Origin of the sequence: Streptomyces sp. NPDC012466, from assembly GCF_042955215.1 — a bacterium.
Classification (GTDB): domain Bacteria; phylum Actinomycetota; class Actinomycetes; order Streptomycetales; family Streptomycetaceae; genus Streptomyces.
In genome coordinates, this window is record NZ_JBIBEQ010000004.1 from 559,720 (window position 1) to 572,284 (window position 12,565).

Below are 12,565 nucleotides of genomic sequence, written 5' to 3' on the forward strand. Positions count from 1 at the left end.
CAAGTGGGAACGTGTACGTCGAACCACTGTTCAACAGTGGACCAGTCGCCGTACGATCCGACCGCCTCCAGGTAACGGTGGGTGCCCATTTCAACGGCACCAACCGGCTCCCCTGAAGGGAATCGGCACCGGACGTCCAGGCCGTCCAGAGAGTGTGCTTCCAAGCAGTGGTCCGTCCGTTGCGAAGCACACTCCGACCCTCAGCACGTCGACCCGCACAGACCTGCGGCGATCCCGTTGCATCCATCGCCGCCGGTACGACTCGACCAGGCCCAGGGGGCACCCCCCTGGCCTGCGAACAACTCCGCCCACGAGAAAGCCACCGTTTCAGGCGCTGACATGTTCGATCTTCACCGGCTCAGACTCCTCAGGGAGCTCAAGCACCGCGGCACGCTGGCCGCTGTCGCCGCTGCCCTGTCCTACAGTCCGTCGACCATCTCCCAGCAGCTGTCCTTGCTGGAATCGGAGGCAGGCATCCCCCTGCTCGAGCATGTCGGCCGACGCGTACGCCTCACGGCACAGGCCGAGATCCTCGTCGCGCACACAGAAGCGGTACTGGAGCGGCTGGAACAGGCGGAGGCCGACATTGCGACGTCCCTGACCGACCTTACCGGAACGCTGCGTATCGCCTCCTTCCAAAGTGCCGCGCTCGCCCTCGTCCCCAACGCGCTGAACCTCTTGCACCGTGCTCATCCGCTGCTGCGTGTCCAGTTCACACAAATGGAGCGGGAAAGCGCCGTGCCGGCACTGCTCGCGCGCGACTTCGACCTGGTCATCGACGTGGAGTACCCCGGTATTCCAAGCCCGCGGCCCGCTGAGGTGGAGCAGGAGGACTTGTGCGACGACACTCTGCATGTAGCGCATCCGGACATCGTGGACACGGCCGATCCCACCGAGACGCTGCGCAAACTGGCAGGCCAGCCCTGGATCATGGAGCCGGAGGGGACTATCGCGCGCCGCTGGTCGATGGCCCTGTGCCGTGAAGCCGGCTTCGAACCCGACGTGCGTTACGAGTCCACCGATCACTTTCTGCATCTGCGGCTGGCCGAACAGGGCCATGCGGCCGCGCTGCTTCCGGGCCTGGCGTGGCACGGCCGCCGGTTGACGGTCCCGGTACAGCCGCTGCTGGGTGTCCACCACCGGCGCAGGCTGCTCACCGCCGTACGCCGAGGCAGTGGCCGCCACCCCACCATCAAGGCAGCCCGCCAGGCGTTGCTCCAGGCAGTCGATCAACTGGTGCCGTGACTGCACTGGTACGCCGGAGCGGGGCCGGGGACTGATCCGGGAGGCAGGGTCTTCGATGACGTTCGTCCCATCACCATGACCTCGCAGGGCCCTCGGCCGCCCCGGCCCTAACCTCGCCTGCAGGCGATTCCGCGGCGGCTACCGCGCGTGCGACTCAGACGAGTTCCGACCGCCGTGAACTCCCTGCTCCTGGCGACCAGGCATGAGTGCCTCCTCGACCGCGTCGATGAGTGGGCCACCCTCGGTGCCCGATCGCCGTACGAAACTAATCTCGACGCCCGACAGTTCGGGGAGGCCCGGCACCGGGGGCCGGGCTCCAGGGTCACTTCGGGACTCAGCCGGGCGAAGTCGGCCAAGGTCTCGGGAAGCGGAGCTGCGCAGTCCTCGATCAGTCCCGCAACGTTCCGCCACCGTTCTTTTTGCAGGAGAAAGATCATCAGCGTCAGTCCCATGCACTACTTCCACGTCGATGTGTTCAGCCCTCGGCCCTTCAGCGGAAACAGTCTCACCGTATTTCCCGACGCTGCCCGGCTCAGCAGCGCTCAGATGGCAGCCATCACCAGGGAGATGCGCCACTTCGAGTCGATTTTTCTGTCCAGGGACGTCGCGGGCGACGGTCCCTGGCGGGCCCGGGTCTTCGACCTCATCGAAGAACTCGACTTCGCCGGCCACCCTGTGATCGGGGCTGCTTGTGTCCTGCACGCGTTGCACGGCCGGGCGGCCAGCGAGACATGGAGCATGCAGCTGAAAGCCGGCACGGTAGAGATCACTACGCACCGTCGTGGTCGCGGGCGGTACACGAGTGCGCTGGATCAGAAAGCCCCCTCCTTCCTCGGTCGGCCCGACATCAAGGACCTGGCGTCCTGGTTCTCACTGAGTGAAGAAGATCTCGATGCTGATCTTCCACCGGAAGTGGTCTCCACCGGATTGCGCTACCTGGTGCTGCCGGTACGCAGCGGTGCGCTCGAACGGGCGCGGATCGCTCTGGATCTCGATGCGTCGCTCGCCGGGCTGGGCGCGCAGTTCGCCTACCTCCTCGACGCGAGTGCCTTGGAAGCGCGGCACTGGAACAACGACGGCGTTGTCGAGGACGTGGCGACCGGAAGCGGCGCCGGGTGTGCAGCCGCCTATCTGCGCCGCCACGGACGCATCCGCGACGGGGAAGACGCAGTGCTGCGACAGGGTCGGTTCACCGGCCGTCCCAGCCGGATGACGATCAGTGCCCGCGGCCGAAGCGAGGACATCCGCTCCGTACGGGTCGGCGGGGAAGTCGCATTCGTCGCGACCGGGCGTCTGGAGGAGTTGCCCGTATGACCACCAGGTGGCTGGAGAACTTCGGCCCCGACCTCATCAGCGCCACGGTGGGGCACGAAGACGTGGTCGGACCTGTGGCGTCAGCCCTCACCGACTACAACCGCGGGCTCGGGTTCACCTGTCGCGGTCTTCGCCCCTGCCGGTCGCGAGGGGGATGCATCGGCCTGGGAGTGCAGGATCTCGCGGCAACTCAGGTCGCCCTGGACCTGCTGAAGGACGGCACGGCGCGAACGGGCCGACGGACCGCCAGCGCACGGGATCTTCGCCCCTGGACCACCGCGGAAACCGACGGCTTCCTGCTTCGTGGAGCCACCGGTAACGGCGTCTCACGCTACGGACCAGTAGAGCATCAAGTGATAACAGTTGGCAGACCGCCATTTTCTTTGGGGCGAAGGACAATAAGATGCGTGCGTGTCTATTCGCTCCCGCCGATCAAAGCCGCGCCTCGTCCCCGAGCTTGATGACAAAGGCCTGGGCCAGACCCTGAAGCTGCTGCACCGGCTGCCGACGCCGAACATGGTCGATATTCAAGTCGACACCATCGCAGCAACTCTTCGGGAGGCCGACGCACGAAAAGACTGGGACCGAAAGGCTCACCGTCTCGTGATTCTGGGAGAGGCTGTGGCCGAAGGCCAACTGCCCGAGCGGTGGCTGAGACGTCAGCCGGATGACGGAGACGCGCGTCTGTTCAAGGCCTGGGTGGACGTGATACGAGGACGTCTAACCGGTTCCGTGGCAGGCGCGGAGATTGCGGACTCTTGTCACCGAGCGGCGGCGGAAAACCCCGTCGACCCCACGCCGTGGACGGTGTTGCTGGCCTTGCTGCGCCTGCTCCGGCGGCCAATACCGGAAATCGTGAGCGTCTGGAGCGAGGTAGTCGATCGAGACCCCTGGAATCGCTGCGCGTACTGGGAGATGCTTGACTACCTCTCGCCCGAGGAATGCGGCTCGCATCTCCAGTGGATGGAATTCATCGATAGCGTCAGGGACCGTACACCGGCCGATGCGCCCACAGCGGGGCTCGAACTCACTGCGGTGGTGCAGCGTCATGTGAAGGTAGTCATGCGCGGCGGCGTGCAGGGCTTGATGGCGGCCCGCTCGTCATGGTCACAACCATGGGAATCCGCAGCACTGGAACGCGCCTCACAACTATGGCTCAGACCTGGATTCCTGCGGCACGCGTCCGCGCTCGCCGACCTGAACACACTCGCCTACGCGTTGGTCGAGGCGGAACAGCTTTCGGATGCGGCAGCTGTCTTCGACGCCCTCGATGGTGTGGTGACATCGTGGCCGTGGGAAACGTCAGGAGACGCAGTGCAGCACTACACGAAGGCGCTGGAACGGGTCAGACGGCGTCAGGCCGTCTGAGATCTTTCGTCCGGAACTCTCTCCCCACACGGGAGTTCGGGACTCCGAATCGGACCGCCCGCCGGAAGGGGCGGTGAGGCGGAGGCGGCAGCCGGGCCGGCCGCAGCACGCGCGCCCTGCCGGTGCCCACACCTGCAAGATCGCGTTCCGGGAGGTTCCCGGGTAGACCTCGCTGTCCCTCCAGCAGCTGGTGGATGCCATCGCGGCCGCGGGCTAATGGCGGAGTCGGGCATTGGAACTGTCCGAATGCCTGGCCGCTAGAGGCGGTCCGGCGCGGTGGTAAGGGACTTCGTCTCGGTCATTCCGTGGCCGCCGTGAGGGCTGCGGCGAGGAGCGCAGGGGGACCGTCCAGCGTGCTGCTGTGCAGGGCCTCGGTGCGGTGCACCAGTCGCGGTGCGGAGACGGGGACCGCGTTGATGCCGGGCGTGTTGGCGATCGTTGACTGGGGCAGTAGTGCGAGGCCCTGTCCGGCAGCGGTGAGGGCGAGGAGTCCGCGCACGTCGGTTCCTTCGTAGCGCAAGGATGACCGGTAGCCGCCGGTTCCGGTCGCGGTGCGCAACTGCGCCAGCGGGATGGCCGTGTCGGGTGCGTCGATCCATCGGGCGTCGGCGAGATCAACCAAGCGGAGGCTGGCCCGGCTGGCCAGCGGGTGCTGAGCGGGCAGCGCGAGAGCCAGCGGTTGCTCAGTGATGGCTATCGCCGTGAGTGGGCCGACGTCGGGGAGGTGGAGTGGGTCGTTGGGAGCGGCCACGCCATCGACCAGGCCGAGGTCCAGGGCTGCGCTCGCGACTTCGCGAGTGATGGCCGCACGGCCAAGGACACGCACCGTCACATCCCAACGGGGCTGCTTTTGCCGCATGTCGGCAAGTGTTCCGGTGAGTCGTGGCGTCATGGCCAGCGGTGAGACCCCGATGACGATGCGGGCGGCGGGTGCTGCGGTCAGGCGCGCAATGTCCGCGCGGGCGGCGTCCAGCCGCAGCAGCAGCGGTCCGGCGTGCTCCAGCAGCCGGACGCCGACGCCTGTAGGAGAGACCGGGCGCCGCTGCAGCAGGACTGCTCCAAGGTCGCTTTCGAGCGCGGCGATGTGCTGGGACACCGCCGACTGGGTGTAGCCCAGTTCGCGGGCTGCCTCGGAGAAGGAACCGCAGCGTGCCACGGCCACGAACGTGCGGAGAAGGTGCGGATCCATGTCCATAAGTATCGCTAATGCAAGAGCCGCAGATCATCGTTGGTGCTGAACTCGGTTGCCGGGGCAGGATGTCCGCATGCCTGAGCCTTTGAGTATTTCGACAGCCCGTGTCGCGCTGGTGGGCGACCGCTCGCCCAGCGTGCGAGCCCACGCCCGTATTCCCGGTCTTCTGGACGCACTGGCCCAGCGCGACCAGCTGGTCCTGGATGCGTACTGGATCCCGACAGAGGACGCAGAATCCGCCGACGCCCTAGCCGGATTCGATGCCATCTGGTTGGTGCCCGGCAGCCCCTATCGCAGCGAAGCCGGGGCGATCGCGGCGGCCCGCACCGCGCGTGAGCGGGGGATCCCGTTTCTGGGTACCTGTGGTGGCTTCCAGCACGCGGTCCTGGAGTTCGCGCGCAACGTGTGCGGGCTCTCCGGCGTTGACCATGCGGAGAACCAGCCGGAGGCGGACGACTTGTTGATCGTCCCGCTGGCATGCTCCCTGGTCGGTCACGAAGGCGCGGTCAAGGTAGAGGCGGGATCGTTGGCGGAGCGCGTCCTGGGAGCTGAGCGGACCGTCGAGCGGTACCACTGCTCGTATGGCACCAGCCCGGCCTATCTGGATGTGCTGCGTGCGCACGGACTGCGCTTCAGCGGCGTCGACGAGGCGGGCGACGTGCGCATTGCCGAGCTGCCGGACCACCCCTTCTTCCTTGCCACCTTGTTCCAGCCGGAGCTCGCGGGAGACGGCACCCGGCCCCACCCGATCATCCAGGTGCTAGCCACGGCAGCGGTCGACCATGCCGCCAAGGGCTCTGCGCCGACGCTCACCTGAGCCGAGCCGGTTACGGCTCGCGCATGGACAGGCCTAGCTTGATCTTCAACCTCGGGCCTCGAACGGCTCGTCGTACTTGATCACTCGCGTCGGTAACTGCCCTATGTGCAGGCGGCCTTCGGCTGACCATGTGCTCCGACCAAGGAATACACGTGAACAGCGCGAAGGCCGTGGGGATGTGTCCGTTGCGCCATGCTGTCCGGCAGGAACCGTTCGCGGAACTGTCATGCTCCCGGGGCGAGTTCTACTCCTGTCTGACGAGGCGTTCGGCCGCTCCGTTCGAGCTGGCCGACGCCGTGCTGTGTGCGAACGGCCCGGTCCGCTCGCTGGTGGAACTCTCGCTGGTGGGCGAGCATCGCCGCGGACACGGCGGGCTGTATGACGCCCTGGCCGCGGGTCGGGTGGACATCGCTCGGCTGCGGCGGGCCCTGGTTGCGGTGCCGCTGCCGAGGGCGGCGGACGGCCGGCTGGTGCTGGCCGCCGACATCACCTGCTGGCTGCGTCCCGACGCGCACACCTCACCGCAGCGGATCCTGTGTCACACCTACGGACGTGGCAAGGACCAGCACATCCCCGTCCCTGGCTGGCCCTATTCGGTGATCAACGCGCTGGAAGCAGGCCGCAGTTCCTGGACCAGACCGGGCCCTGCGCCGGGCGGCCCCGCGAGCCGGGCACCCCCGGTCGTCCGCCCCGCCACGGCGGCGAGTTCGTCTTCGGCGATCCGGCCACCTGGAACGCTCCCGATGCGACAACGGTGACCGAGACCCGTTTGTATGGCACGGCAACCGCCAGAACCTGCGACCGGCTCCACCCCAGGCTTACTGATCGTTTCAGAATGAGGTTCGTAATGAGCTTGGCGGTTGGGTGTTCTGTCGGCAGGATCGGTTGGGTGTCTGCTGATCTTGTGCCTGATGGCCTGTGGGAGCGTGTGGCGCGGCCCGGCCATCCGCCGGCAACCGCCCGGGATACCGATGCCGCCGAGACGGAGGCGTAGGCGTGGTTGTCGTCCAGGATGCGTGCGACGAGAAACTCCACAAGATCGTCCATGTGGCCATCCTCGCGGGCAAGGTGGTTGGGCGGTCCAGCGGCTGTGTCCGTTCGCATGGCCAGGCCGCGCCATTGCTTGAGTCGGTTGATACACCGTTCGACAGCGTTGCGCTGCTTGTATGTCTCGGCGTCGAAGGCTGGTGGGCGGCCTCCATCGCGGGCGCGGACGATGGTGGAGTCGATCTGGACCAGCCAGTCGATGTCCCCGGCTGCGTCCGCCCGGGCCTGGGCCTCCTGCAGGGCCCGGGTGAACACCCCGTCCAGGGCGTAGCGGCGGAAACGGGTGTAGACCGTCTGCCACGGCCCGTAGCGTTCGGGCAGGTCCCGCCAGGAGATCCCGGTACGGATCTTGTAGACCAGTCCGTTGATCACCCGGCGGTTCTCCACCCGCGGCCGACCCGTCGCGGCCCGCGGTATCAGCTGAGCGAGCAACTCCTACTCCTGTTCCGTGAGTTCATGACGGCGTACCACCCCACCATGATCTATTACCCGGATGATCTTTGAAGACGGACCCTAGTGGTGTTCCTCGAGCGCGCGGGCATCCCTGACAGCGTCTTGGACGACGATCAGTGGATCGAGTGGCGCGGCGACCGCGCACACCAGTGGAGGACTGCCTGACCTGTTCTCCACGCCCACATGGGCAGCGAAGAGCCCTCTCCGCTCCGGTGTGATCTTCGCGCTGTTTTGGGTGTGTCTTGCTGTTTGTGTTCGGGGCAGGCGTAGGGGAGAGGAGACCTGGCCCCTGTGTATGGAGATTGGTGATGACGACTTCCCGGGTGCCGCGGCCTGCGCCCGATGGCACACGTGACGACGCCGCGAACGTCCGCCTTGAGCAGGAGAACGCCCAGCTGCGGCAGGCGGTCGATTCTCACGCGAGGATCGACCAGGCCGTCGGCATCCTCATCGCGACACACCGGATGCCGCCGGGCGTCGGGTTCGAGGCGCTGCGCGAGGTGTCCCAGCGCACCAATACCAAGCTGCACACAGTCGCGGAGACAGTGATCGGCTGGGCACTGGGGCAGCCGCTGCCTGAGCCGGTGGGGCAGGAACTGGAGGCGGCCGTGCAGCGGCGTTCACGCGAGCAGGACTCCCCGGACGGGAAGGCAGGGTAGCCGGAGTGGCTGCGCGGGGGGCCGCTGACGTAAGGAGCGTAAAGCGAGTGCTGTGACCGGGAAGGTGTGTCGGTTCCATCACGCGGTCGGGCATGCAAAGGCCAGGTGTCCCGCAGGAGCCGGTGTGGCTGGTTACTGAGGGACCACATGGCTGTCAGCGGGGCTGATAGTTGAGGGTTCCGAGGGGCCAGTTCGTGGACAGCCAGGTCGTGACAGCCGCTTGCAAGGGCGCGTCCAGCTCGGCTCTGTCGGCGCGGACCCAGGAGCGGACGTCGGTGTCATGGTCGTCGCCACGGGAGGGATAGATGTACACGCAACCGACCACCTCGCCACTACTGGTCTCGATGACGGTGTAGGTGAATCCGCGGCGCTGAGCGAAGTCGTCCGCGTGCCGCTGGAGGTCGACGAGGTTCGCCTCCAGGGCCATCCCGTCCGCAGGAGGCCATTCTCGGTCCTGGAAGCCCGGGGTCGCACGGATGTGCTCGATGCTGCTGGTCCAGGCGGCGTGGTCGGCGGCGTTGTGCTGGGGTCCCAGAGGCTCCAGACGGAACTGCGGGGTGATCAGGTCCGCGGGGACGACGAAGTCGTCGGGGACGAGAGCATGGTCAGTCATAGGGCCGAGGCTATGAGGAAGGGCTCGCGGGTTGCACCTGGATTGATCACGCCGCTCGCGCGGCGGGACGGCCCCACCGGATGCCCTTCTCGCTGCGGATGCGAGCGCGTTCCCAGCGCTGGGCGCCGCAGGGGTGCTCGTCCTGGACGCCGCGGTCGTCTCACCCCACAGCGCCACGACACGGGTACCGGAGACGAAAGCGGTGCTTGAGCCGGTTCGGCAGCCCGACTTCTCGATAGGGGCCGCCGTCTCCTCGATGTGCTTCGGCTTACTCGGTCACGGCGTGCGCGGACGCTCGTGCTTCGCTGCGTCCACCCCATGCAGGTGAGCGGCTGGGCCGTTCTGCCTTATGCATGGCAGCAGGCCAGGGTACTCGCCCGTCACACGGAGTGAAGGAGAGGCCAGTGGGACCACGTGGTGACGGCCGTACAGTGCCTGGGGAACACCTGGTGCGCACGGGCTGCGCCGTGGGCGGCGACGACGGCTGTATCGCAGACGCCCGGCATCGCGCCACCGCCTTCCTCGACCAGGCCGTCCACGATCATCACCTGTCCGTGTCCGCTCACGCGAGGTACCTCACCCAGCTGGTGGTCAGCGAGCTGGTCACGAACGCCCGCAAATACGCTCCCGGACCCATTCTGATGGAACTGCGCATCACGGCCAGCACCCTGGAAGTCGTCTTTTGGGACAGTGATCCCCGTCAGACGGACGTCGGAAAAGGCGTCGACGTGCTTCTTCTCCGCGTCGATGAACCCTGCGGTACCGGGCCGGGGGCTGTCGATCTGAGGGTAGAAGACGAAGTCCGGGTGGAACATGCCGGTGAGCGTGTCGTAGTCGCCCTGCTGAAGGGCCTGGTAGAAGCGGTGCACGAGACCGACGTTGGTTCCGGTGAACATGTGATCGGGTCCTTCTCTGTCGTTCTGGCACGGCGCAGGGGACGCCGCGAGGGTTTTCCCCCAGGGACGGGGCTCGGTGTGTGGGGAGCCCCGACCCTGGCACGAGGTCTCGGTTCCTAAGCTGCGGTCCGGGCTCAGGCGCGCTGCGCCCAGTCCTGGTCCAGGCGGTCGGTCAGGCCCGCGGCGGCGAAGGCTGCCTCCAGCTCGTCGCGGGTTTCGGTGAAGTGGGCCCAGCTGTCGTGGTGGACCGGGACGACGCGGCGGGCGTCAAGAATGCGGGTGGCCTCGGCGGCCTGGGCGCTGTCCAGGACGACCGGTCGGCCGTCGAAGAGCATGGGGAAGCGGGGGGCGCCGGCGAACAGGAGGGCGGTGTCGATCGGGGCGAAGCGGTCGGCGATCTCCCTGACCGCGTCGAGCGAGGCGTTGTCGCCGCTGACGTAGACCGTCGGCAGGCCCTCGCCCGTCAGGACGAAGCCGACGACCTGGCCGGCGAAGGGCTCGATCTTTTCACGTGCTCCGGGGCCGTGGGATGGCCGGGACTCCGGTCACAGTGATGGTGCCGCCGCCCGGGCGCTCCAGCTCGGTCGACTCCCAGTCGGCCAGGCCCTTGGCCTTCGCCCCGAGGCGCTTGCCGCCGCCGGGTGTGGTGAGGGTCAGGGGGACGTCGGCGAGCAGGGCGCGGCCGGAGGTGTCGAGGTTGTCGGGGTGCTCGTCGTGGGAGAGCAGGACCACGTCGATGGGGCCGAGGTCGGCGGGTGTGGTGGTGGAGGGGGCGGTCTTGGTCAGGGTCGGGCCGCCGGGCGTTGCGTAGTCGCCGGGGCCGTCGAAGGTCGGGTCGGTCAGGAAGCGCAGGCCGCCGTACTCGAACAGGGCGGTCGGACCGCCGAACGTGCGGACCGGGAACTGGTTGGCGTTGAGCTGGGACATCACGTCTCCGTTTCTCACGAAAAACCTGCGGTTAACGTGATGCCAGGCAAGACCAGCGCGCACGGCAGTGATCCGCGGGTCTTCCCCCCGGAGCAACGTGAGTTGTTCACCAGGCTTCTCGAAGCTCGAGAGCGTTCCCCGCTGGGGCGCATCCCGCAACGGTCGCTGATCCGTGTCGTGCTGTGTTATTCAGGCCAGGCAATCGACCCAAGCGCCCGCAGACCCGACCGATGCCTCAACAGGGTGACACGTCGACCCGGATCGGGACGCGACCGCCGCTTCCCGGGCGCGCGGCGGCGCTCAGCGGAAGGTGTCGCACCGGGCCATGTCCCCGGTGCGGTAACCCAGGCTGAACCACTGCTGCCGCTGTGCGGACGAGCCATGGGTCCAGGTGTCGGGGGTCACCCGCCCCTGGAACTTTTCCTGGATGCGGTCGTCGCCGACAGCGGCGGCCGCGTCCAGTCCGTCCTGGATATCCGCGTCCGTGAGGCTGGTGATCAGCGGCCTGCCGGTGGACTCGTCCTTGACCGTCGTTGCGTGGTGCGCCCACACGCCCGCGTAACAGTCGGCCTGCAGTTCCGTCTTGACCGAGGCGCTGTCGGCGCCGGTCAGCCCGTTGTGGGACCTGCCCAGCGTCCCCTGGAGGTCCTGGACATGGTGCCCGTACTCGTGGGCCACCACATAGGCCTGCGCGAAGGGCCCGCCGTTCGCTCCGAACTTCGTCCGCAACTCGTCGAAGAAGCCGAGGTCGAGATAGACCGTACGGTCGCCGGGGCAGTAGAAGGGCCCCACCTCCGACGTGGCGTTGCCGCACGCCGTGCTCACCTGCCGGCTGAAGAGCACCGTCGGCGCCTTGGTGTAAGCGACCTGGCTGCGGCCCGACTCCTGGGTCCAGTAGTCCTGGACGCTGTTGACCACCGCCACGATGCGGCAGTCGTCCTTGGTGTTGGCATCCTGCCCGGTGCGGCAGGCCTGCTCGACCCTGGCGAGGGAGGACGAGACCGGTGCCGGCTCGTCGCCGCCGGAGGAAAGGCCCAACTGGTCGGGGCCGATGCCGAGCACGAGTCCTACGACCAGGACGACGATGCCAACGATTCCGCCGCCGATGGTCGCACCGCCACCGGGGATCCGACTACCACGCTCGTCCTGCACCTCGGAGGTGTCCAGACGGGCGTTGTCGTCGAACTGCATGAAGCACCGCCTTCTGCCGTATGTCGTTGCCAGGTCGCTGCTCCGTATACCCCGATTGCCGTGCCCCGTGCCCTGCGAGCGGTCGGCGCCCTGTGTTGCATGTGAGGATCCCGTCCGGTCCGCCCTCCGGTCCGCCGTTCCACGAGGGACTCAACCGGAGTCCTGGTCCCGGGCGAGCCGCATGTGCGCTGTCGTCCCGTCGGGACCTATGGCTCGTGAGCGAGGTTCGTCAGTGCGAGGTCGAGCATGGCGGCGAAGAAGTCGACCGCCTCGGCGTCGATGCACAACGGTGGCTTGATCTTGAGGATGTTCAGGTGGTCGCCGGTCGGCTGGACGGCGACGCTGAGGTCAAGCATCCGGTCGCACAGCTTGGCGGTCTCCTCGGTGGGGGGCTCCAGCGTGCCGCGGTCACGCACGAGTTCCAGGCCGAGGTAGAGGCCCGAGCCGTGGACGGCGCCGACGAGGGCGTGGCGGGACGGCCTCAGCAGGCCCAGCCGTCCGCCGACGCCCACCGCGTTGCCCTGGAGGTCCTCACCTGGTCACCGGCGAACTGGTCGTCGACCGCGATCACGCCTTCCTCGACCCCTGTGCGAAGGGCGGCAGTCGGCGCCTTCCGTCCGAGGGGCACAACGTGACCCTGCGGATTCTGCTCGACCACTCGGTCGCGGAGATCTTCACTGCCTCCGGGCGTACCCTCACCCTGCGCGTCTACCCCGTCGGCGACGGCCCTTGGCGCGTGCAGATGGGAGCCACAGGGGTGGCCCCCGCCTCGTACACGGTCGTGGCATGGGATCTGACAGCGCCGGAACCACTCGGATAACGAGAGACGCATCGACCCGGTCG

Annotated in this window: 11 protein-coding genes and 3 pseudogenes; 7 read left to right on the top strand and 7 right to left on the bottom strand. The window is 67.5% G+C overall.

The window, feature by feature from the left end; genetic code table 11:
- Positions 1-339: 339 nt before the first annotated feature.
- From ACFY9E_RS18450 to ACFY9E_RS18460, 3 genes are all read left to right on the top strand, one after another.
- Positions 340-1,245, top strand: a complete 906-nt coding sequence (locus ACFY9E_RS18450; RefSeq protein ID WP_390984855.1) for a LysR substrate-binding domain-containing protein — start codon at positions 340-342, stop codon at positions 1,243-1,245.
- A gap of 450 nt (positions 1,246-1,695) precedes the next feature.
- Positions 1,696-2,559: a PhzF family phenazine biosynthesis isomerase gene (locus ACFY9E_RS18455; protein ID WP_390984856.1), complete on the top strand. Its 864-nt coding sequence runs from the start codon at positions 1,696-1,698 to the stop codon at positions 2,557-2,559.
- Positions 2,560-2,970: 411 nt separating this feature from the next.
- Complete coding sequence (locus ACFY9E_RS18460; RefSeq protein ID WP_390984859.1) at positions 2,971-3,927, top strand: hypothetical protein; 957 nt, start codon at positions 2,971-2,973, stop codon at positions 3,925-3,927.
- 298 nt (positions 3,928-4,225) lie between these two features.
- Here ACFY9E_RS18460 and ACFY9E_RS18465 read toward each other — a convergent pair whose 3' ends face one another.
- Complete coding sequence (locus tag ACFY9E_RS18465; protein ID WP_390984862.1) at positions 4,226-5,116, bottom strand: LysR substrate-binding domain-containing protein; 891 nt, start codon at positions 5,114-5,116, stop codon at positions 4,226-4,228.
- A 76-nt stretch (positions 5,117-5,192) separates the two neighbouring features.
- On the opposite strand from ACFY9E_RS18465, the gene ACFY9E_RS18470 reads away from it, so the two are divergent.
- Both ACFY9E_RS18470 and ACFY9E_RS18475 read left to right on the top strand, forming a co-directional pair.
- Positions 5,193-5,936 carry a hypothetical protein gene (locus ACFY9E_RS18470; protein WP_390984865.1) on the top strand — a complete coding sequence of 248 codons (744 nt, stop codon included), beginning with the start codon at positions 5,193-5,195 and terminating at the stop codon, positions 5,934-5,936.
- A gap of 176 nt (positions 5,937-6,112) precedes the next feature.
- Positions 6,113-6,765, top strand: a pseudogene (locus ACFY9E_RS18475) (transposase); the annotation flags it as partial.
- Positions 6,766-7,286: 521 nt separating this feature from the next.
- Here ACFY9E_RS18475 and ACFY9E_RS18480 read toward each other — a convergent pair.
- Positions 7,287-7,370: pseudogene (locus tag ACFY9E_RS18480) on the bottom strand (transposase); the annotation flags it as partial.
- Positions 7,371-7,744: 374 nt separating this feature from the next.
- On the opposite strand from ACFY9E_RS18480, the gene ACFY9E_RS18485 reads away from it, so the two are divergent.
- Positions 7,745-8,095 (top strand): ANTAR domain-containing protein, encoded by a 351-nt coding sequence (locus tag ACFY9E_RS18485; protein ID WP_390984867.1) that lies wholly within the window; start codon positions 7,745-7,747, stop codon positions 8,093-8,095.
- Between the two features lie 154 nt (positions 8,096-8,249).
- Here ACFY9E_RS18485 and ACFY9E_RS18490 read toward each other — a convergent pair whose 3' ends face one another.
- The 5 genes and pseudogenes from ACFY9E_RS18490 to ACFY9E_RS18510 all read right to left on the bottom strand — a co-directional run bounded on the left by ACFY9E_RS18490 (position 8,250) and on the right by ACFY9E_RS18510 (position 12,234).
- Positions 8,250-8,708 carry a GNAT family N-acetyltransferase gene (locus tag ACFY9E_RS18490; RefSeq protein ID WP_390984870.1) on the bottom strand — a complete coding sequence of 153 codons (459 nt, stop codon included), beginning with the start codon at positions 8,706-8,708 and terminating at the stop codon, positions 8,250-8,252.
- Between the two features lie 380 nt (positions 8,709-9,088).
- Complete coding sequence (locus ACFY9E_RS18495) at positions 9,089-9,604, bottom strand: nuclear transport factor 2 family protein (RefSeq protein WP_390984871.1); 516 nt, start codon at positions 9,602-9,604, stop codon at positions 9,089-9,091.
- 134 nt (positions 9,605-9,738) lie between these two features.
- A pseudogene (locus tag ACFY9E_RS18500) lies at positions 9,739-10,531 on the bottom strand (MBL fold metallo-hydrolase).
- A gap of 300 nt (positions 10,532-10,831) precedes the next feature.
- Positions 10,832-11,722, bottom strand: coding sequence for a neutral zinc metallopeptidase (locus ACFY9E_RS18505; RefSeq protein WP_390984872.1), 891 nt, complete (start codon positions 11,720-11,722; stop codon positions 10,832-10,834).
- Positions 11,723-11,928: 206 nt separating this feature from the next.
- Entirely contained in the window at positions 11,929-12,234 is a 306-nt protein-coding gene (locus ACFY9E_RS18510) for a hypothetical protein (protein ID WP_390984874.1), read from the bottom strand.
- 38 nt (positions 12,235-12,272) lie between these two features.
- Here ACFY9E_RS18510 and ACFY9E_RS18515 point away from each other — a divergent pair, with 38 nt between their 5' ends.
- Positions 12,273-12,542: a GH32 C-terminal domain-containing protein gene (locus tag ACFY9E_RS18515; RefSeq protein WP_390985128.1), complete on the top strand. Its 270-nt coding sequence runs from the start codon at positions 12,273-12,275 to the stop codon at positions 12,540-12,542.
- Positions 12,543-12,565 lie beyond the last annotated feature (23 nt).

Bases quoted from the DNA above. Each gene is read 5' to 3' on its own strand.
- ACFY9E_RS18450 (WP_390984855.1), top strand. From the start codon at position 340: ATGTTCGATCTTCACCGGCTCAGACTCCTCAGGGAGCTCAAGCACCGC.
- ACFY9E_RS18455 (WP_390984856.1), top strand. From the start codon at position 1,696: ATGCACTACTTCCACGTCGATGTGTTCAGCCCTCGGCCCTTCAGCGGA.
- ACFY9E_RS18465 (WP_390984862.1), bottom strand. From the start codon at position 5,116: ATGGATCCGCACCTTCTCCGCACGTTCGTGGCCGTGGCACGCTGCGGT.
- ACFY9E_RS18470 (WP_390984865.1), top strand. From the start codon at position 5,193: ATGCCTGAGCCTTTGAGTATTTCGACAGCCCGTGTCGCGCTGGTGGGC.
- ACFY9E_RS18485 (WP_390984867.1), top strand. From the start codon at position 7,745: ATGACGACTTCCCGGGTGCCGCGGCCTGCGCCCGATGGCACACGTGAC.
- ACFY9E_RS18490 (WP_390984870.1), bottom strand. From the start codon at position 8,708: ATGACTGACCATGCTCTCGTCCCCGACGACTTCGTCGTCCCCGCGGAC.
- ACFY9E_RS18495 (WP_390984871.1), bottom strand. From the start codon at position 9,604: ATGTTCACCGGAACCAACGTCGGTCTCGTGCACCGCTTCTACCAGGCC.
- ACFY9E_RS18505 (WP_390984872.1), bottom strand. From the start codon at position 11,722: ATGCAGTTCGACGACAACGCCCGTCTGGACACCTCCGAGGTGCAGGAC.